Annotated in this window: 19 protein-coding genes and 2 pseudogenes; 4 read left to right on the forward strand and 17 right to left on the reverse strand. The window is 74.2% G+C overall.

Translation table 11 applies throughout. The features are described 5' to 3' along the window. Nucleotides 1–124: 124 nt before the first annotated feature. The gene (locus tag BJF81_RS11215) at nucleotides 125–2,032 is read right to left on the reverse strand and encodes a propionyl-CoA synthetase (RefSeq protein ID WP_075958408.1); all 1,908 of its coding nucleotides are present in this window, start codon (nucleotides 2,030–2,032) and stop codon (nucleotides 125–127) included. A gap of 550 nt (nucleotides 2,033–2,582) precedes the next feature. Continuing rightward, on the reverse strand, nucleotides 2,583–2,963 hold the full coding sequence (locus BJF81_RS21075) for a hypothetical protein (protein ID WP_342447134.1): 381 nt from the start codon (nucleotides 2,961–2,963) through the stop codon (nucleotides 2,583–2,585). Nucleotides 2,964–3,077: 114 nt separating this feature from the next. Here BJF81_RS21075 and BJF81_RS21080 point away from each other — a divergent pair, with 114 nt between their 5' ends. Beyond that, nucleotides 3,078–3,338, forward strand: a complete 261-nt coding sequence (locus BJF81_RS21080) for a hypothetical protein (protein WP_342447135.1) — start codon at nucleotides 3,078–3,080, stop codon at nucleotides 3,336–3,338. Here BJF81_RS21080 and rlmN read toward each other — a convergent pair. From rlmN to rpsB, 7 genes and pseudogenes are all read right to left on the reverse strand, one after another. Continuing rightward, a pseudogene (rlmN, locus tag BJF81_RS11225) lies at nucleotides 3,328–4,520 on the reverse strand (23S rRNA (adenine(2503)-C(2))-methyltransferase RlmN). The gene BJF81_RS21080 and the pseudogene rlmN sit on opposite strands and share 11 nt — an antisense overlap. A gap of 26 nt (nucleotides 4,521–4,546) precedes the next feature. Next, on the reverse strand, nucleotides 4,547–4,771 hold the full coding sequence (locus BJF81_RS21565) for a phosphatidate cytidylyltransferase (RefSeq protein WP_237770209.1): 225 nt from the start codon (nucleotides 4,769–4,771) through the stop codon (nucleotides 4,547–4,549). A gap of 132 nt (nucleotides 4,772–4,903) precedes the next feature. Then, nucleotides 4,904–5,446: pseudogene (locus BJF81_RS21570) on the reverse strand (phosphatidate cytidylyltransferase); the annotation flags it as partial. A gap of 24 nt (nucleotides 5,447–5,470) precedes the next feature. Beyond that, complete coding sequence (gene frr / locus BJF81_RS11235; protein ID WP_075958409.1) at nucleotides 5,471–6,037, reverse strand: ribosome recycling factor; 567 nt, start codon at nucleotides 6,035–6,037, stop codon at nucleotides 5,471–5,473. An 85-nt stretch (nucleotides 6,038–6,122) separates the two neighbouring features. After that, nucleotides 6,123–6,818 carry a UMP kinase gene (pyrH, locus tag BJF81_RS11240; protein ID WP_075958410.1) on the reverse strand — a complete coding sequence of 232 codons (696 nt, stop codon included), beginning with the start codon at nucleotides 6,816–6,818 and terminating at the stop codon, nucleotides 6,123–6,125. 250 nt (nucleotides 6,819–7,068) lie between these two features. Then, a complete protein-coding gene (tsf, locus tag BJF81_RS11245) occupies nucleotides 7,069–7,905 on the reverse strand; it encodes a translation elongation factor Ts (RefSeq protein WP_075958411.1) in 837 nt (278 codons plus the stop codon). Nucleotides 7,906–7,944: 39 nt separating this feature from the next. After that, a complete protein-coding gene (rpsB, locus tag BJF81_RS11250) occupies nucleotides 7,945–8,931 on the reverse strand; it encodes a 30S ribosomal protein S2 (RefSeq protein ID WP_075958412.1) in 987 nt (328 codons plus the stop codon). Nucleotides 8,932–9,186: 255 nt separating this feature from the next. On the opposite strand from rpsB, the gene BJF81_RS11255 reads away from it, so the two are divergent. From BJF81_RS11255 to BJF81_RS11265, 3 genes are read left to right on the forward strand one after another with little or no spacing between them, the layout of a single operon-like run. Continuing rightward, on the forward strand, nucleotides 9,187–10,350 hold the full coding sequence (locus BJF81_RS11255) for a pyridoxal phosphate-dependent aminotransferase (protein ID WP_075958413.1): 1,164 nt from the start codon (nucleotides 9,187–9,189) through the stop codon (nucleotides 10,348–10,350). Nucleotides 10,351–10,362: 12 nt separating this feature from the next. Next, nucleotides 10,363–10,983: an RDD family protein gene (locus BJF81_RS11260; protein ID WP_075958414.1), complete on the forward strand. Its 621-nt coding sequence runs from the start codon at nucleotides 10,363–10,365 to the stop codon at nucleotides 10,981–10,983. Between the two features lie 2 nt (nucleotides 10,984–10,985). After that, nucleotides 10,986–11,900 carry a tyrosine recombinase XerC gene (locus tag BJF81_RS11265; protein ID WP_075958415.1) on the forward strand — a complete coding sequence of 305 codons (915 nt, stop codon included), beginning with the start codon at nucleotides 10,986–10,988 and terminating at the stop codon, nucleotides 11,898–11,900. A gap of 74 nt (nucleotides 11,901–11,974) precedes the next feature. Here the strand turns inward: BJF81_RS11265 and BJF81_RS11270 are convergent, their stop codons facing one another. The 8 genes from BJF81_RS11270 to rplS all read right to left on the reverse strand — a co-directional run bounded on the left by BJF81_RS11270 (nucleotide 11,975) and on the right by rplS (nucleotide 18,133). Next, nucleotides 11,975–12,499 (reverse strand): M23 family metallopeptidase, encoded by a 525-nt coding sequence (locus tag BJF81_RS11270; protein ID WP_237770198.1) that lies wholly within the window; start codon nucleotides 12,497–12,499, stop codon nucleotides 11,975–11,977. A gap of 4 nt (nucleotides 12,500–12,503) precedes the next feature. After that, entirely contained in the window at nucleotides 12,504–13,745 is a 1,242-nt protein-coding gene (gene dprA / locus BJF81_RS21575; RefSeq protein WP_446740557.1) for a DNA-processing protein DprA, read from the reverse strand. After that, nucleotides 13,742–15,271 (reverse strand): YifB family Mg chelatase-like AAA ATPase, encoded by a 1,530-nt coding sequence (locus tag BJF81_RS11280; RefSeq protein ID WP_075958417.1) that lies wholly within the window; start codon nucleotides 15,269–15,271, stop codon nucleotides 13,742–13,744. The genes dprA and BJF81_RS11280 overlap by 4 nt, the downstream gene beginning before the upstream one ends. After that, entirely contained in the window at nucleotides 15,271–15,651 is a 381-nt protein-coding gene (locus BJF81_RS11285) for a YraN family protein (RefSeq protein WP_237770199.1), read from the reverse strand. Before BJF81_RS11285 ends, BJF81_RS11280 begins: the two co-directional genes overlap by 1 nt. Before the next feature lie 144 nt (nucleotides 15,652–15,795). Continuing rightward, nucleotides 15,796–16,119: a DUF2469 domain-containing protein gene (locus tag BJF81_RS11290; protein WP_075958419.1), complete on the reverse strand. Its 324-nt coding sequence runs from the start codon at nucleotides 16,117–16,119 to the stop codon at nucleotides 15,796–15,798. Beyond that, nucleotides 16,116–16,838: a ribonuclease HII gene (locus BJF81_RS11295; protein WP_075958420.1), complete on the reverse strand. Its 723-nt coding sequence runs from the start codon at nucleotides 16,836–16,838 to the stop codon at nucleotides 16,116–16,118. The genes BJF81_RS11290 and BJF81_RS11295 overlap by 4 nt, the downstream gene beginning before the upstream one ends. Next, entirely contained in the window at nucleotides 16,835–17,572 is a 738-nt protein-coding gene (gene lepB, locus BJF81_RS11300) for a signal peptidase I (RefSeq protein ID WP_237770200.1), read from the reverse strand. Before lepB ends, BJF81_RS11295 begins: the two co-directional genes overlap by 4 nt. Before the next feature lie 150 nt (nucleotides 17,573–17,722). Then, on the reverse strand, nucleotides 17,723–18,133 hold the full coding sequence (gene rplS / locus BJF81_RS11305; protein WP_075958421.1) for a 50S ribosomal protein L19: 411 nt from the start codon (nucleotides 18,131–18,133) through the stop codon (nucleotides 17,723–17,725).

The following is an 18,133-nucleotide window of genomic DNA, read 5'->3' on the forward strand; positions in this document are numbered from 1 at the left end:
ACCCCTCCTTCCCTCCCGGACCGACGTCCGGGACGACCTGGTGCGAGGGTAGGACCGACGGCGCCGCGCGGGCGCCCGTCGTCCACAGGGCACCCCGCCGGGTGCCGTGCCGGCCGGCTGCCGGTCAGCGGCCCCGCAGCACGGGTCCGAGGTCGTCGAGGACGGAGACGTCCTCGATCGTCGAGGGCACGAGAGCCTCCTGCCCGTCGGCGATCTGGCGCATCGTCTTGCGCAGGATCTTGCCCGAGCGGGTCTTGGGGAGCGCCTCGACGATGTCGACCTGGCGCAGGGCCGCCACGGCACCCACCTCGGATCTCACCCGCTGCACCAACTCGGCGGCGAGCTGCTCCCGGCCCTGCTCGTCCGGGTCGATACCGGCCTTGAGCACGACCAACGCCCGCGGCACCTGGCCCTTGAGCGGGTCGCTGACGCCGATGACCGCGCACTCGGCGACCGCGGGGTGGCCGGCCAGCGCCTCCTCCAGGGAGCCGGTGGACAACCGGTGGCCGGCGACGTTGAGGACGTCGTCGGTGCGGCCCATGACGAACACGTAGCCGTCCTCGTCGACGTACCCGCCGTCCCCGGAGAGGTAGTAGCCCTCGAAGGCGGACAGGTAGGAGGAGACGTAGCGGTCGTCGTCGCGCCACAACGTCGGCAGCGTCCCGGGGGGCATCGGCAGCTTCAGGCAGATGGCCCCCTCGGTCCCGGGCCCCACCTCCCGGCCGGTCTCGTCCAGGACCCGCACGTCGTAGCCGACCGTCGGCAGGGTAGGGCTGCCCGGCTTGATCTCGAACGGGGCGAGGCCCACCGGGTTGGTGGCTATCGGCCACCCGGTCTCGGTCTGCCACCAGTTGTCCACGACCGGGACGCCCAGGTGGTCGGTGGCCCACCGCCAGGTGTCGGGGTCGAGCCGCTCCCCGGCCAGGAACAGGGTGCGCAGCGAGGAGATGTCGTGACCGGCCAGGAGCGTGGCGTCCGGGTCCTGCTTCTTGATCGCCCGGATCGCCGTGGGGGCGGTGAAGACGGCGACGACGTCGTGCTCGTCGACGAGACGCCAGTAGGTGCCGGCGTCGGGGGTGCCGACCGGCTTGCCCTCGAAGAGCACGGTCGTGGCGCCGGTGAGCAACGGCGCGTAGACGATGTAGGAGTGGCCGACCACCCACCCGACGTCGGACCCGCACAGCCACGTCTCCCCGGGCTGCACGCCGTAGAGGTTGGTCATCGACCACCGCAGGGCGACGGCATACCCCCCGCTGTCGCGCACGATGCCCTTGGGCTTCCCGGTGGTGCCCGAGGTGTAGAGGACGTACAGCGGATCGGTGGCCTCCACCGGCACGCACGCGGCGGGCGCGACCGCGTCGGGGTGCATGAGCTGGTCCCAGTCGAGGTCGCGCTCCCCCATCTCGCAGGTGAGCTGCTCGCGCTGGAGGATCACGCAGTGGTCCGGCTTGTGCGCCGAGCGCTCGATCGCCTCGTCGAGCATCGGCTTGTAGGGCACGGTGCGGCTCGGCTCGATCCCGCAGCTGGCCGAGACGACCACCGTGGGCTCGGCGTCCTCGATCCGGGCCGCCAGCTCGGCCGGGGCGAAGCCGCCGAAGACGACCGAGTGCACCGCCCCGATCCGGGCGCAGGCCAGCATGGCCACCACGGCCTCGGGCACCATCGGCATGTAGACGACGACCCGGTCGCCCTTGCCCACGCCCAGGTCACGCAGCACGCCGGCGAACCGGGCGACCACGTCGAGCAGCTGGGCGTAGGTGTAGCGGCGCTGCGTCCCGGTGACCGGGCTGTCGTAGATCAGCGCCGTCTGGTCGGCCCGCCCGTGGACCACGTGCCGGTCCAGGGCGTTGAAGCACACGTTGAGGCGCCCCCCGGCGAACCACCGGTAGAAGGGCGGGTTGCTGTCGTCGAGCACCTGACGCGGCGGCGTGACCCAGTCGATGAGGCCGGCCGCCTCCCCCCAGAACGTCTCCGGGTCCGCGATGCTCGCGGCGACCATTTCTCGGTAGCTCTGCCGGGCGTCGTTGTCCATGGCTTCTCCATCCGATCGTTCCGCACCGCCGCCACCCGGGTCGGGATGAGGTCGGTGACTACCCTCAGGGTATGCAGAGCAGCGACACCTCCGCCGGGCAGGGTTCCACCCGGGGCGGTGGGACGGCACCGGGCGGGCCCACCGGTGGCGAGGTCCGCTACGGGCGGGCGGAGGGGCTCCGGGCCGGCGGGAGCCGGGAGATCGAGGACCAGCACGCCTGGGAGCGGGCCCTGCGCGCCCCCGGCCCCCTGCACAACCTGCGTCTGCAGGGCCTGGACCTGCGCGAGCACCGGGACCTGCTGCTGGCCCGGGAGGACCTCAGCGACATCGTCGTGCTGGGCGGACGGCTCGACGACGAGGTCGAGGACCACCTGCGCTCGCACGGCTCGATCGTCTTCCCGGCCGACCCCCGGGCGCCGGTGGACCCCTACCGGGCGCGGCTGTACACGCCGCAGGAGCTCTACGCCGGCCTGGACGACGACGGCTACGGGCACACCGTGGACGCGCGGGCCTACGCCTGGTCCCGGGACGCGTCCGTGCAGCACGACGCCTACGTCACCGCCCTCCGGGCGATCCACGACGACGCGATGTCGGACGCGCTGGCCGCGGTGGTCGCCGGCCGCCGGGTGGTCGGGGTCATGGGCGGGCACGCGCTGCGCCGCGGGACCGGGGAGTTCGCGGCCGCGGCCGTGCTCGGGCACCGGCTCGCCTCGGCCGGGATGCTCGTGGTCACCGGGGGCGGGCCGGGAGCGATGGAGGCCGCCAACCTGGGGGCCTGGGCCGCGGACGAGGAGACGCTGACCCACGCGCTGGAGCAGGTCGCGGCCGTGCCGGACTTCGCGCCGGACGTCGCCGCCTGGGTGGCCCCGGCCCTGCGGCTGCGCCGGGAGACACCGACCGGGGGACCGCACCGCCTCCGCAGCCTGGGCATCCCGACGTGGTTCTACGGCCACGAGCCGCCCAACGCCTTCGCCCAGCTGGTCGCCAAGTTCTTCTCCAACGCCTGCGGGAGGACCTGCTCCTGGCGCACTCCCGGGCCGGGCTCGTGGTGCTCCCCGGCGCGGCGGGGACGGTGCAGGAGATCTTCCAGGCCGCGACCAGGCTCTACTACGAGGTCGACGGGGACGGCCGGCCGCTGCCCCCACTCGTCCTGGTCGACCGGCAGCACTGGACCGCGCACCTGCCCGTGCACCAGCTCCTGCGTGCGCTGGGGCGGGACCGGACGATGGGCCGCGCCGTCCACCTGGTGGACACGGTCGACGAGGCGGTCGGGGTGGTCGTGGACGCGACCGCGGTCAGTCGGTGACGGCGGCCAGCTGCCCGCAGGCCCCGTCGATCTCCGAGCCGCGGGTGTCGCGCACGGTCGTGGGGACCCCGTGGGCCAGGAGACGCTCGACGAACTGCTGCTCCACCCCGGGACGGGACGCGGTCCACCTCGAGCCGGGGGTGGGGTTCAGCGGGATCGGGTTGACGTGCACCCAGCCACGGCCGCGGGCGTGAGCTTCTCCCCCAGCAGGTCGGCCCGCCAGGCGTGGTCGTTGACGTCCTTGATGAGGGCGTACTCGATGCTGACCCGGCGCCCGGTCGTGTCGAAGTAACGGCGGGCGGCGTCCAGCGCCTCGTCCACCTTCCACCGGGTGTTGATCGGCACCAGCTCGTCGCGCAGTTCGTCGTCGGGGGCGTGCAGGCTCAGGGCCAGGGTCACCGGGATGCCTTCGGCCGCGAGCTTGTCGATCGCCGGGACCAGGCCGACCGTCGACATCGTGATGCCCCGGGCGGACATGCCCAGCCCGTGGGGCGGGGGGTCCACCAGGCGCCGGATCGCGTCGACGGCCCGGCGGTAGTTGGCCAGGGCCTCCCCCATCCCCATGAAGACCACGTTGGAGACGCGCAGGGTCTGCTCCACGCTCTGCCCGGCGGTCTCCTCGGCCCCGGCCTCCACCGCGGTCCCGGCGCGCAGCTCCCCGTGCCGCAGCGCCCGCGCGGCGGCCACGACCTGCTCGACGATCTCCGCGGTCGACAGGTTGCGGGTCAGTCCCTGCTGGCCGGTGGCGCAGAAGGGACAGTTCATCCCGCACCCGGCCTGGCTGGAGATGCACATGGTCACCCGGCCCGGGTAGCGCATGAGGACCGACTCCACCAGCGCCCCGTCGTGCAGCCGGTGGACCTGCTTGAGCGTGGCGCCCTCGTCGGCGGACAGCGTGCGCACGGGGGTCAGCAGCTCGGGGAGCAGCGTGCCCACCAGCTCGTCCCGGCCCGCGCCGGGCAGGTCGGTCATCCGGTCCGGGTCGGTGACCAGCCGTTCGAAGTAGTGGCGCGAGACCTGGTCGGCCCGGAAGCCCGGGACCCCCAGCTCGCCGGCCCAGGCCTTGCGACCGGGCAGGTCGAGGTCGGCGAGGTGCTGGGGCGCCTTGCCCCGGCGCGGCGCGCTGAAGGTCAGCGTCCCCGAGGCGGGACGGGTGGACGGGGTCGGCAGCTCGGTGGTCATCCCTGCCATTGTCGCAGGATCCTGGCTCAGACCAGGACGCGCAGCAGGGCCCAGCAGACGGGGGCCGTGACCAGGAGGGAGTCGAGCCGGTCCATGATCCCGCCGTGCCCCGGGAGCAGGTGGCCCATGTCCTTGATGCCCAGGTCCCGCTTGATCGAGGACTCGGCCAGGTCGCCGACGGTGGCGAAGCAGGCCGCGACGGCCCCGACGAGGAGCCCGGCCCACCATGGTCCGTCCAGGAGGAGCACCACGCGAGCATCCCGACGACCGCGCTGGTCGCGACCGACCCGGCGAAGCCCTCCCAGGACTTCTTCGGCGACAGCGACGGGGCCATCGGGGTGCGCCCCTTCAGCACGCCGACGGCATACCCCCCCGGTGTCGCTGGCCACCGTGACGAGGACGTAGGTCATGATCCGCCCGGCCCCGTCCGGCTCGGCGAGCATGAGCGAGGTCACCGCCGCCAGGACGGGGACGTACGCGACGACGAAGACCCCTCCGGCGATGTCCCGGACCGCGTCCTGGGGCGGGCCGACGGAGCGCCACAGCAGCACGAGGCAGGCCACCGCGGCGAAGCCCAGGGCCAGCCCCTCCGGACCGGTCAGGTAGGCCAGCGGGACCAGGCCGGCGGCGAGCAGCATCGGTGCCAGCGGCGGGGTGATCCGGCCCTGCCGCAGGGCGTGGTCCAGCTCCCACACCCCGATCGCGGCCACCAACGTGACCAGTCCGACGAACGCCGGCGGGGAGAACAGGAGCAGGACGACGATGAGCGCGATCAGGCCCAGCCCCACGGCGGTCGCGGCCGGCAGGTTGCGCCCGGCCTTCCCGGGGGGCCTCTTGTCCCCCGAGGGCGGGCGCGCCGTTGCCCGGGCCCGGTAGGCCCTGCGGGAGGACGGACCGGGCTCCTGGGTCGTCGGTTCCTGGCTCACGGTGGGTCGGGGTGGACCGGCCGCTCAGACGTCGAGCAGCTCGGTCTCCTTGTGCTTGAGGATCTCGTCGACGGCCTCGACGTGCCGCCGCGTCAGGCTCTCCAGCTCCTTCTCCGCGCGGGTGCCCTCGTCCTCGCCGATGTCCCCGTCCTTGACGGCCTTGTCGATGGCGTCCTTGGCGTGGCGGCGCACGTGCCGCACCGACACCTTGGCGTCCTCGCCCTTGGTGTGGGCCAGCTTGATGTACTCCCGTCGTCGCTCCTCCGTCAGCTGGGGCATGACGATGCGGATGGCGTTGCCGTCGTTGCTGGGGTTGGCGCCCAGGTCCGAGTCGCGCAGCGTCTTCTCGATGGCCGACATCGCCCCCTTGTCGTACGGGGTGATGAGCAGGGTGCGGGCGTCCTGGACCGTGAACGAGGCCAGCTGCTGCATCGGTGTCGGTGCCCCGTAGTAGTCCACCTCCAGCTTGGCGAACATCCCCGGGTGGGCCCGGCCGGTGCGGATCGAGGCCATGTCCTCGCGCGCCACCTCCAGCGCCTTGTCCATCTTCTCCTCGGCCTCCATGAGGGCCAGCTCGATGACCTCGGACATCCTCGGTACCGCTCCTTCGTGTGTGGGTGGTCGGTCGTGCTGCGTGCTGGTCGGTCTGCCGGCCGCGGCCGGCGCTCCCCCGGTCTCAGCCGGCGGTGACCATCGTGCCGATCCTCTCACCCGTGATCGCCCGGGTGATCGCGTCCTCGTCGTCCATGCCGAACACGAGCATGGGCAGCTCGTTGTCCATGCACAGGCTGAAGGCGGCGGCGTCGACGACCCGCAGGTTGCCCGAGAGGGCCTCCGAGAAGGTCAGCTCGTCGAGCTTGACGGCCCCGTCGTCGGTGCGCGGGTCGGCGGTGTAAACGCCGTCGACCCCGTGCTTGCTCATGAGGACCTGGTCGCACTTGATCTCCAGGGCCCGCTGCGCCGAGACGGTGTCGGTGGAGAAGTAGGGCATGCCGGCACCGGCGCCGAAGATGACGACCCGGCCCTTCTCGAGGTGACGGATGGCCTTGCGCGGGATGTACGGCTCGGCGACCTGGCCCATCGTGATCGCGGTCTGCACCCGCGTGTCCACGCCCTCCTTCTCCAGGAAGTCCTGCAGCGCTAGGCAGTTCATCACCGTGCCCAGCATGCCCATGTAGTCGGCGCGGGCACGCTCCATGCCACGCTGCTGCAGTTGGGCCCCGCGGAAGAAGTTGCCGCCGCCCATGACCACGGCGATCTGGACCCCGGTGCGGTGCGCGGCCGCGATCTGGCGGGCGATGCCCTTGACCACGTCCGGGTCCAGGCCGACGGCGCCACCGCCGAAGGCCTCCCCCGACAGCTTGAGCAGCACCCGCGCCCGGAGTGCTCCTCGTCGCCGGCGGCCGGGGAGGTCGGGGTCTGGACGGTGGCGGGCGCGGCGCTGGTCGGCATGCGGAGATCCTCCGGGGTTACGCGGTGGGCGGTCGCTCGATCCTGCCACACCCGGACGGGGGCGACCCACCTCGCCGCCCGTTCCGGGCCACCGTCCTGCCCCGGGCCAGGACGGGCCACGGGCCCGCAGCCGTGCGGCTGCGGGCCCGTGGCTCCGGAGAGGGCGTGGGTCAGACGCCGACCTTGAACCGGGCGAACCCGGTGACGGTGGTGCCGGCCTCCTGGGCGACCTGGGCGACCGACTTCTTGTTGTCCTTGGCGAACGCCTGGTCCAGCAGGACGTTCTCCTTGAAGAAGCCGTTGACGCGCCCCTCGACGATCTTGGGCAGGGCCTGCTCGGGCTTGCCCTCCTCGCGGGCGGTCTCCTCGGCGATGCGCCGCTCCTTCTCGACCGTCTCGGCGTCGATCTGCTCGCGCGAGAGGACCGAGGGCGCGAACGCGGCCACGTGCATGGCGATGTCGCGGGCGACCTGGGCGTCGCCGCCGGTGGCCGCCACGAGGACGCCGATCTGGGCCGGCAGGTCCGGGTTGGTCTTGTGCAGGTAGGACACGACGTGCCCGCCCTCCTGCGCCTCGACCCGGGCGACCCGGCGGACCTCGATCTTCTCGCCCAGCCCGGCGTTGGCCTCGTCGACGACCTCCTTGACGGTCTTGCCGTCGAGCTCGGAGGCCAGCAGCGCGTCGGCGTCGGTGGCCCCGACGGCGACGGCCTGGTCGAGCAGCTGGTCGGCCAGCTCGCCGAACTTGGGGTTCTTGGCCACGAAGTCGGTCTCGCAGTTGACCTCGACGAGGGTGCCCACCCCTCCGTCCACGTGGGCACGGACCAGGCCGTTGGAGGCCGAGCGGCCCTCACGCTTGGTCACGCCCTTCAGACCCTTGACGCGCAGGATCTCGGTGGCCCTGGACAGGTCGCCGTCGGCCTCGTCGAGGGCCTTCTTGACGTCCATCATGCCGGCGCCGGTGGACTCGCGCAGCGCCTTGATGTCAGCGGCGGTGTAGTTCGCCATAGCTAGGGTTTCGCTCCTTCGGGAGTGGATCGCTGGGGGTCAGGACTGGACGGACTCGTCGTCGGCGGCGGGCGACTGCTCGGCCACGGCCTCCTGGGCCTCGACCTGCACCGTCTCCGCGTCGTCCGACGACGTGCCGACGGCCTCGACCGGGCTCTCGGCGGGCGCCTGCGCGTCCTCGGGGACGGCGGCGTCCTCGGACGTGGGGGCCGCGCTCTCGGTGGCGGCCGGCTGCGCGGCGGCCGGGTCCTGCGCACCCTCGGCGCCGGCGAGGAGCTCACGCTCCCACTCGGCCATCGGCTCGGCCGCGGCGGGCTCGTCGGCGGACCCGCCGCCCGAGCGGGCGATCAGGCCGTCGGCGACCGCGTCGGCGACGACCCGCGTCAGCAGGGTGACCGACCGGATGGCGTCGTCGTTGCCGGGGATCTTGTAGTCGACCTCGTCGGGGTCGCAGTTGGTGTCGAGGATCGCGATGACCGGCAGGCCGAGCTTGCGGGCCTCGGTGACGGCCAGGTGCTCCTTCTTGGTGTCGACGACCCAGATGGCCGAGGGGACCTTCTGCATGTCCCGGATGCCGCCCAGGGTGCGCGCCAGCTTGTCGTACTCGCGGCGCATCATGAGGAGCTCCTTCTTCGTGCGGCCGCTGCCGGCCACGTCGTCGAAGTCGACCTCCTCGAGCTCCTTGAGGCGGGTCAGCCGCTTGGAGACCGTCTGGAAGTTGGTGAGCATCCCGCCGAGCCAGCGGTGGTTCACGTAGGGCATGCCGACGCGGGTGGCCTGCTCGGCAACCGACTCCTGGGCCTGCTTCTTGGTGCCGACGAACAGGATCGTGCCGCCGTGGGCGACCGTCTGCTTGACGAAGTCGTAGGCCTCGTTGAGGTAGGTCAGCGACTGCTGCAGGTCGATGATGTAGATGCCGTTGCGCTCGGTCATGATGAAGCGCTTCATCTTGGGGTTCCAGCGACGGGTCTGGTGCCCGAAGTGGACGCCGCTCTCAAGGAGCTGGCGCATGGTGACGACGGCCATGCCGTGGTCTCGCTCTCTGTCGAAGGTGCAGTTGGGGTCCTGGCCCGGGGACGTGCCCCACCCGTGCTGATCGTCGGCACGGGACCGCGGGGTGCGCCGCCGACCTCGACCGTCACCGGTCCGTCGGCCGCGCCCGGGCGCGAATTCGTGTGGCGGCTCCGACCGCGATGCGGGCAGGGCACACCACACGTGCCAGCATGATACGCCAGTGCGGGTGCCCGGCCCAATCTCCCGGGCGCGGCTACGGTGGGGGCCATGAGCTCGCCACTGGTGTCCAGGATGCGCCCGTTCGGCACGACGATCTTCGCCGAGATGACCCAGCGGGCGCTGGAGCACGACGCGGTGAACCTCGGGCAGGGTTTCCCGGACACCGACGGCCCGGCGCAGATGCTGGAGGCGGCGGCCGAGGGCCTGCGGACCGGCCTGAACCAGTACGCCCCGGCCAGGGGGCTGCCCGTGCTCCGGCAGGCCGTGGCCGACCACCAACGGCGCTTCTACGGCATACCGCTGGACCCGGACACCCAGGTGCTGGTGACGGTGGGGGCCACCGAGGGCATCGCCGCGGCGCTGCTGGCGCTGGTGGAGCCCGGGGACGAGGTCGTGGTGATCGAGCCCGCCTACGACTCCTACGACGCCGCCGTCGCCCTGGCCGGCGGCGTGCGCCGGTCCGTGGCGCTGCGCCTCCCGGACCTGCACCTCGACCTGGACGCCGTCCGCGACGCCGTCACCCCCCGCACCCGGGTGCTGCTGCTCAACACGCCGCACAACCCCACCGGCAAGGTGTTCACGACGGAGGAGCTCGAGGGGCTGGCCTCGATCGCCCGGGAGCACGACCTGTGGGTCGTCTCCGACGAGGTCTACGAGCACCTGGTCTTCGACGGCCGCACGCACGTGCCGATCGCGACGCTGCCGGAGATGGCCGGGCGCACCCTGACGATCTCGTCGGTGGGCAAGACCTTCTCCCTCACCGGCTGGAAGACGGGGTGGGTGACCGGTCCCGAGGAGGCGGTGTCGGCCGTGGCCGCGGTGAAGCAGTTCCTCACCTTCGTGGGGGTCACGCACGTGCAGCCGGCGGTCGCCCTCGGCCTGCGTCTGCCGACGGAGTTCTTCACCGGCTTCGCGGCCCAGCTCCAGGTCAAGAGGGACCTGCTCGTGGAGGCGCTGGCCCGGGTGGGCGTCCCCGTCGCGCCCAGCGAGGGCACCTACTTCGTGGTCGCCGACCTGGCCGGTCACGGCGTCGAGGACGCGGTCGACTTCTGCCGGCGGATGCCGGTGGAGCTGGGCGTGGTGGGGGTCCCGGTGTCGGTGTTCTGCAGCGACCCCGCCCCGGTGTCCTCGCTGGTCCGGTTCGCCTTCTGCAAGCGCGACGAGGTGCTGCAGGAGGCGGCGAGCCGCCTCCAGGTCCTCGGCCGGGGCTGAGACGCTGACGGCATGACGTCCGCCGAGACCTCCGGCACGACCCCACCGGTCGGTGCCCTTGCGCCGGAGCGCCATCGGTGGCACCCGTCGCCAGGGCCGCGGGTCGCCTCGTGGCTGGTCGACTGGCTCGTCGTCGGGGTCTGGCTCGCGGCGCTCACCCTCGTCGCGTTCCTCACCCGTGGCTCGTGGACGGCCGGCGCCACGGCCACCCCCACCGCGGGGGCCCTGCTCGCCACCGACCTGCTCGTGACGTTGGGCACCGTGCTGCCCTACGTGCTCTACCTGGTCCTGACCGAGACCTCGGGGGTGCGGGCCACGCTCGGCAAGCGGGTCAACCACCTCGTGGTCGCGGGCCAGGACGGCGGCCGGGCGACGGTCACGGCGGTGTGGCTGCGCAACCTCGTCAAGGCAGCCCCGTGGCAGCTGGCCCACCTCGGGGTCAGCCGGGCCGTCCTGGACGTCCAGCACGGCTGGGCCGTGGCCATGGTGGTGGCCTCGCTGGCCCTCGCCGCGGCGTGCGCCGTCCCCTCCCTCGTGGGCGGCCGGGGGCTGCACGACCGGGTGGCCGGGACCAGGGTCGAGCGCAGGGCGTCGGAGCCGGCCGGACCGGTCGCGGCGGGGCAGGGGTGGTGAGGATGGCCGGGCCCGTGGACCCCGAGCTGCTGGCGGCGTTCGAGCACCATCTGCGGGTCGAGAAGGGGCGCTCCGCCCACACCGTCCGGGCCTACCTCGGCGACCTGCGCGCCCTCGACGGGTTCCTGGCCGGGCGGGGGGTCGGGCACCTCGACGAGGTCGTGCTGGCCCACCTGCGCGCCTGGCTGGGCTCGCTGGGCTCGGCGGGTGCGGCACGGTCGTCCGTGTCCCGTCGGGCCGCGACCGCCCGGACCTTCTTCGCGTGGGCCCGGCGCACCGGCCGGACGTCCACGGACCCTGCCCTGCGGCTCGTGGCGCCGGGCCGCGACTCCTCGCTGCCGGGAGTGCTGCGGTCCCGCCAGGCGGAGCAGCTGATGGACCTCGCGGCGGTCGCGGCGGACGACGACGACCCCCTCCACCTGCGGGACCGGGCCGCCCTGGAGCTCCTCTACGCCTCGGGCATGCGGGTCGGCGAGCTGACGGGCCTGGACGTGGACGACCTCGACCTGCCGGCCGGCACGGCCAAGGTCCTGGGCAAGGGCGACAAGGAACGGATCGTCCCGTTCGGTGCGCCCGCGGCGGAGGCGCTCGAGCACTGGTTGGGCAGCGGGAGGCCCCGCCTGGTGACACCGGCGTCCGGGCCGGCGCTGTTCCTGGGCCGCCGGGGGCGGCGGGTGGACCAGCGGCAGGTGCGGGCCGCCCTGCACCGTCTCCTGGAGCACCTCCCCGACACGGCGAGCATGGGCCCCCACGGCCTACGGCACAGCGCCGCCACCCACCTGCTGGACGGGGGTGCCGACCTGCGGGCGGTGCAGGAGATCCTCGGTCACTCCAGCCTGGCGACGACCCAGCTCTACACCCACGTGTCCGTGGAGCGGCTGCGCGCCGCCTACGAGCAGGCGCACCCCCGCGCCTGACACCCCCCGTCGGGGGCGCGCGCCGGGAACCGTCCCATCCCCTCCCCCCCCCGGGTCCGCGCGGCCCGGGCCGGTCACCCGGCCGTCCCGGAGGACGGCAGCAGGGTGAGCCGCACCTGCCCGAGCAGCAGGGCCGGGTCGAGGTAGCTGTCGCGCCCACGCACGGCCCCCAGGTGCAGGCAGTGCAGCAGCAGGCAGTGGCCGCCCGCGTCCAGGTCGCCGATCTGCTGGCCCCGCGCGACCGTCACCCCGGCGGCCACCGAGGGCGAGACCGGCTGGTAGGTGCTGCGCAGGCCGTCCGCGTGGGTCAGGCTCACCACGCCCACCCCCGCGATCGTGCCGCTGAAGCTGACGACCCCGTCGTCGACCGCACGGACCGGTTCGCCCAGGACCCCGACCAGGTCGACCCCGCGGTGCCCAGGGAGCCACCGTCGGGCGGGCGGGTCGAAGGGCCGGGCGACGGCCCGGACGGTGACGGTCGGCCACTCCCACGGGGGTCGGCGGTCCCGGGGACCGGCCAGGACGGCGTCCCCTGGCGGCGGGGTGGTCCACGCCCCGTCCGCAGGTGCTGCGACCCCCGGAGCCGGGGGCGGCGGCACCGGCTCATCCGTCGGGACGCCCCCGGCCGGCGGGGGCAGGACCGCGACGAGGAGCGCGCACAGGGCGGACGCCGCCGGGCCGTGACGTCTCATCCTCGGCCCCGCCGTCCGCCGGCGCCGTGCCCGCCACCGGGCGCCCGTCGCCAGCCGTCGAGGAGCTGCTCGGCCAGCCCGAGGTCCTCCAGCTCCCCCAGCGCCACGAGCACCTCCCCCAGCTCGAGCCCCGACCGCACGACGAGCTCGTCGACGTCGACGCTGCTGCGCGGCCGCAGCCACTGCCAGACACGGCGCTGCTCGTCGGGCAGCGCGTCCTCCGGCAGGACCTGGCCGCGCTTGACCGGGGCGAGGTCGGCACCGACCCGGCCGACCAGCTCGGCCACCTCCGCCGCGTCGGTGACGAGGGTGCGCCCGCCCGGATCTCCTCGTGGCAGCCGGCCGACATGACGCTGGTGACCGGGCCGGGGACCGCCATCACGTGCCGGCCCAGCTCACGGGCCTCCCGGGCGGTCGAGCGCGCGCCGGAGCGCAGCCCCGCCTCGACGACGACGGTGCCGGCGGCCAGGGCCGCGATGAGCCGGTTGCGGGCCAGGAAGCGCATCCGCGCCGGTGCCCCTCCGGGCGGCGTCTCGCTCAGCAGCAGACCGCGCGCCCCGATCTGCGCGATGAGGTCGGCGTTGGCCCGGGGGTAGGGCACGTCGACCCCGCCGGCGAGCGCCGCCACGGTCGGGCCGTCGGCCGAGAGCGCAGCCCGGTGGGCGGCGCCGTCGATGCCGTAGGCGGCGCCCGAGACCACGGTGAACCCCCGCTCGGCCAGCGCGAACGACAGCCGGACGGCCACCTCCTCCCCGTAGGCCGTGCTGGCCCTCGCCCCGACGACGGCGACGCTGCGCTCCCCGACCTCGTCGAGCGCCAGCGGGCCACGCACCCACAGGCACCACGGTGGCGCGCCGAGGGCGTCGAGGGCGACCGGCCACTCGGCGTCGCCCGGGACGAGCAGCCGTGCGCCCAGCGTGCGGCAGACCCGGTCCTCGTCCAGCTCGGCCGCCCGGGGCAGCCGGGCGGCGAGCCGTTCCAGGCCGACCCCGCCCGGGGTGCGGCCGTCCCTGAGCGCATGACCCACCAGGTCGACCGGACCGAGGTCGGCCACCAGCGCCTGGACCTTCTCGTCGTAGGGCTCGGCGGACCGGGCGAGCAGGACACGGGCCCGTCGCTCGTCGAGCGACCACGGGGCGGGCCGGGCGCTCACGCCGCCCTCACCCCGACCGCGTCACGCAGGTGGAGCGCCTGCCGCACCTGCGGGTAACCGGGTCGCTCCAGACCGGCGAGGTCGGCCAGGGTCCAGGCGATCCGCAGGCAGCGGTCGAAGCCGCGCAGCGTAAGCTGGCCGCGGTCGAGAGCCTGGTCGAGGGGACGGCGGTCGGGGCCCGGCAGCCGCCACCGGCCGTCGCGCAGGAACGCTCCCGGCGCCTGGGCGTTGACGGTGAAGGGCAGTCCGGCCCACCGGTCCCGCTGCCGTGCCCGGGCGGCCTGCACCCGGGCGGCCACCGCCTCGCTGGGCTCACCAGGCCCCCGGGACAGGTCGGCCCTGGTCACCGCGCCCAGCCGCACCTTGACGTCGACCCGGTCCAGGAGCGGCCCCGAGAGCCGGGAGAAGTAGGCCGCCCGCCGGGCGGGCGGGCAGCTGCACCGGCCACCGGTCTCACCGCACGGGCAGGGGTTGCAGGCAAGCACGAGCTGGAACCTGGCGGGCATGCGCACGTGCCGGTCGGCCCGGGCGACGACCACCTCCCCGGACTCCAGCGGCTGGCGCAGGGCGTCGAGGACGTCGCGCCGGAACTCCGGCGCCTCGTCCAGGAAGAGGACTCCGCGGTGGGCGCGGGACACCGCCCCGGGTCGGACCGTCCCGGACCCACCTCCCACCACCGCGGCCATCGAGGCGTTGTGGTGGGGCGCCACGAACGGCGGCCTGGTCAGCAGGCCGCCTCCCGCCGGCAGGGCGCCCAGCACGGAGTGCACGGCCGAGACGTCGAGGGCGTCCTGAGGGGTCAGCGCGGGCAGGATCCCCGGCAGCCGCTCCGCCAGCAACGTCTTGCCCGCTCCCGGCGGGCCGACCATGAGCAGGTGGTGACCACCGGCCGCGGCCACCTCCAGGGCGGCCCGCGCCTGGGCCTGTCCTGCCACGTCGACCAGGTCGGGGAGCCGCTGGTCCTGGTGCCGTGCCGGGCCGGGGCCGGGCAGGTCCGCGGTCCCTCCGGCCGCACGGGCCCGGTGGTGGTGGACGACGTCGAGCAGCGTGCGGACCGGGTGGACGTCGACGCCCTCCACCAACGCGGCCTCGCGGGCGTTGTCGACGGGCACGAGCACCTCCCGGACCCCCGAGGCCGCGGCGGAGACCACCATGGGCAGCACCCCCGGCACCGGGCGGACCGTCCCGTCGAGCCCGATCTCCCCGACGTGGGCGACCCGGTCGACGACGGCGGCCGGGACGTGCTCCTGGGCCGCGAGCAGCGCCGCGGCGACGGCCAGGTCGAGTCCGCTGCCGACCTTCGGCACCGCCGCCGGGGAGAGGTTGATCGTCCACCGCCGCAGAGGCAGCTCCAGGTCGAGGCTGCGGAAGGCGGCCCTGATCCGGTCGGGCCCCTGGCGGCAGGCGCTGTCCGGGCGCCCGCTCATGACGAAGGTCGGCAGCCCGTCGGCGCCGTGCGCCTCGACGGTGACCAGCTGCCCCTCGACGCCCGCCAGCGTGGTGCCGCAGGTGCGTGCCAGGCTCATCAGGCCACCGCCCGCAGGTGCTCGAGGCGGGGCGGCGCTCCGGCCGGGGCCAGGATCCCGATCAGGTCGATGCGGAAGGCGGCCGACCTGCTCCCGTGCTCGGCCAGCCAGGCCCACGCCAACCGCCGCAGCCGCCGGGCCTTGGCGTCGTCGACCGCCTCGACCGGGCTGCCGAACCGGGCCGAGCGTCGGGTCTTGACCTCGCAGAAGACGAGCTCGCCCTGCTCGTCCCTGGCCACGAGGTCCAGCTCCCCGTGCCGGCACCGCCAGTTGCGGTCCACGACCTGCCAGCCCAGCCCCTCCAGGTGGAGGCGGGCCAGCTCCTCCCCGTCGTCCCCGACCCGCCGGGCCTCCCGCCACGGCATACCCCCACCGGACATGCACCCCTCCTCGCGTCCACCGGCCCCGCCGACCGCGGCGCCGTGGCGTCAGTCAACGCGGCGGACCCGCGGCGGACCACCGGGCGAGCGCCCCCTGGGGACCGGGACGGGACGGGCCCCGACGATGTGGAGGGCCGGTCGGGGCTACCGCCCGAAGGGGGGCTCCTTGGGCACCTCGAGGTCGGACTTGGCCAGCTCCTCGACGTTGACGTCCTTGAAGGTGATGACCCGGGCCTGCTTGACGAAACGGGCCGGGCGGTACACGTCCCACACCCAGGCGTCGGCCATCGTCACCTCGAACCAGGTCTCCCCGCCGCCGGTACGCACCTGCACGTCCACCTCGTTGGCCAGGTAGAACCGCCGCTCGGTCTCGACGACGTGCGAGAACAGCCCGACGACGTCGCGGTACTCGCGGTAGAGCGCCAGCTCCATGTCGGTCTCGTACTTCTCCAGGTCCTCCGCGCTCATCGCGCACTCCCTTCGTCCAGGTCCGAGCCGGCCAGCCGCCAGGTGCGGCGGTGCTGCGCGCACGGCCCCAGGAGCCGCAGCGCCTCCTGGTGGTCGCGGGCGGCGTAGCCCTTGTTGTGGTCCCACCCGTAGGCGGGGTGCTCCTCGGCCATCTGCACCATCATCGCGTCCCGCTCCACCTTGGCCAGGACCGACGCCGCGGCCACCGAGGAGCAGCGCAGGTCGGCCTTGACCATCGTGCGCACCGGCGGCGGCGCGGGCCGGTCGTCCAGCAGGCCGAGCAGCCCGTCCCGGCCGGGGTCGGTGAGCCAGTCGTGGCTGCCGTCCAGCAGGACGAGGTCGACACCGGTGAGCAGCTGGGCCAGCGCCCGCTCGCCGGCCAGCCGCAGCGCCGACATGATGCCCACGGCGTCGATCTCCTGGGCGGTGGCGTGGCCCACCCCCCAGGCCACGCACCACCGCCGGATGGCCGGGACCAGCCGTTCCCGAGCCGCCGGGGTCAGCAGCTTGGAGTCGCGCACCCCGGGAGGCGCGCTGCGGCAGAGCGGGTCGACGGCCACGACCCCGACCGTGACCGGCCCGGCCAGCGCCCCGCGTCCGACCTCGTCCATGCCCGCGAGCACGGCATACCCCTCCCGGTGCAGGGACCGCTCCACGCGCAGGCTCGGTCGTCCCGAGGTGCCGGCACCCCGGCGGGGTCGGGCCGTCGTGGACGTCATCGCCCCTCCGGCTCCGGGACGTCGGCGTAGGTGTCGGGGACGGTGAACCAGGTGGCGTGGTCGAAGGGGTAGAGCAGCACGAACGCCTGCCCGACCACGTGGTCCAGGGGGACCGCGCCCTCGCCGGTGCCGTCGTCGTGCGCCCGGGAGTCCCGGGAGTTGGAGCGGTGGTCGCCCATGAGCCAGACGTGGTCCTCGGGGACGGTCACCTGGAACGGGGTGGTGCTGGGCACGTCCCCCGGGAAGAGGTAGTCCTCCTCGAGGGCCTGCCCGTTGACGGTGATCCGGTCCTGGTCGTCGCAGCAGACGACCTCGTCCCCCGGCGTCCCGACCACCCGCTTGATGAGGTGGTTGCCCTCGTCGGCGGGGGCGACCCCCACGAACCGCAGCACGTCGAGGACGGTCTCGACGACCGGTCCGCGCTCGGTCCGGGGCATCGGGCCCAGCCAGCCTCCCGGGTCCTCGAAGACGACGATGTCGCCCCGGTCCACGGCCAGGGGGCCCGCCTGGACCTTGCTCACCATGACCCGGTCCCCGACGGCGAGCGTGTCCTCCATGCTCCCGGAGGGGATGTAGAAGGCCTGGGCGAGGAAGGTCTTGACCACGAAGGAGATGACCAGGGCCGTCACCGCGATGAGGACGACCTCGCGCACGCCGTGCCAGAACCCGCCGGTGCGGGAGGGCCCGGCCCCGGCGGCGTGCGGCTGCGCGTCGTGGCTGGTGCGGTCGCTCACCTGCGTGGTCCTCATCTCGTCGGCGGGGATCCTCCCCCGCGGCACCGGGGCGCCGGGGCCGGGACGACCCTAACCCGCCGGGCTGGGAGAGCGCCGATCCCCCGCCGGTCGGTGCCGGGCGGGGGATCGGGTATGCGGTGCGCGGGCGGGTCAGGCCTGCTCGTCGGCCTTCTGGGCCGTGGCGGCGGCCTTCGCGGCGCTCTTCGGCGCGGGGCCGGACTCGCGACGCTCGCGGATCTTGGCGGCCTTGCCGCGCAGGTCGCGCAGGTAGTAGAGCTTGGCGCGCCGGACGACGCCACGGCTGACGACCTCGATCTTCTCCACGTTCGGCGAGTGCAGCGGGAAGGTGCGCTCCACGCCGACGCCGAAGGAGACCTTTCGGACGGTGTAGGTCTCGCCCACCCCGGAACCGTGGCGGCGGATCACGACGCCCTTGAAGACCTGGATCCGGGAGCGGGTGCCCTCGATGACCCGGACGTGGACGTCGATGGTGTCGCCCGCCCGGAAGTCGGGCAGGTCGGTCCGCAGGCTGGCGGCGTTGACGTCGTCGAGCTGGTGCAT

This window comes from Ornithinimicrobium sp. CNJ-824 (assembly GCF_001942405.1).
In the GTDB taxonomy this organism is placed as follows: domain Bacteria; phylum Actinomycetota; class Actinomycetes; order Actinomycetales; family Dermatophilaceae; genus Ornithinicoccus; species Ornithinicoccus kibberensis.

What these genes read in the sequence shown, in the direction of transcription:
- BJF81_RS11260 (WP_075958414.1), top strand. Translation starts at nt 10,363, where the DNA reads ATGACGTCCGCCGAGACCTCCGGCACGACCCCACCGGTCGGTGCCCTT.
- frr (WP_075958409.1), bottom strand. Translation starts at nt 6,037, where the DNA reads ATGTCCGAGGTCATCGAGCTGGCCCTCATGGAGGCCGAGGAGAAGATG.
- BJF81_RS11265 (WP_075958415.1), top strand. Translation starts at nt 10,986, where the DNA reads ATGGCCGGGCCCGTGGACCCCGAGCTGCTGGCGGCGTTCGAGCACCAT.
- BJF81_RS11215 (WP_075958408.1), bottom strand. Translation starts at nt 2,032, where the DNA reads ATGGACAACGACGCCCGGCAGAGCTACCGAGAAATGGTCGCCGCGAGC.
- BJF81_RS21075 (WP_342447134.1), bottom strand. Translation starts at nt 2,963, where the DNA reads ATGCCCAGGCTGCGGAGGCGGTGCGGTCCCCCGGTCGGTGTCTCCCGG.
- tsf (WP_075958411.1), bottom strand. Translation starts at nt 7,905, where the DNA reads ATGGCGAACTACACCGCCGCTGACATCAAGGCGCTGCGCGAGTCCACC.
- BJF81_RS11255 (WP_075958413.1), top strand. Translation starts at nt 9,187, where the DNA reads ATGAGCTCGCCACTGGTGTCCAGGATGCGCCCGTTCGGCACGACGATC.
- BJF81_RS11280 (WP_075958417.1), bottom strand. Translation starts at nt 15,271, where the DNA reads ATGAGCCTGGCACGCACCTGCGGCACCACGCTGGCGGGCGTCGAGGGG.
- BJF81_RS11285 (WP_237770199.1), bottom strand. Translation starts at nt 15,651, where the DNA reads ATGTCCGGTGGGGGTATGCCGTGGCGGGAGGCCCGGCGGGTCGGGGAC.
- BJF81_RS11295 (WP_075958420.1), bottom strand. Translation starts at nt 16,838, where the DNA reads ATGACGTCCACGACGGCCCGACCCCGCCGGGGTGCCGGCACCTCGGGA.
- rpsB (WP_075958412.1), bottom strand. Translation starts at nt 8,931, where the DNA reads ATGGCCGTCGTCACCATGCGCCAGCTCCTTGAGAGCGGCGTCCACTTC.
- BJF81_RS11290 (WP_075958419.1), bottom strand. Translation starts at nt 16,119, where the DNA reads ATGAGCGCGGAGGACCTGGAGAAGTACGAGACCGACATGGAGCTGGCG.
- rplS (WP_075958421.1), bottom strand. Translation starts at nt 18,133, where the DNA reads ATGCACCAGCTCGACGACGTCAACGCCGCCAGCCTGCGGACCGACCTG.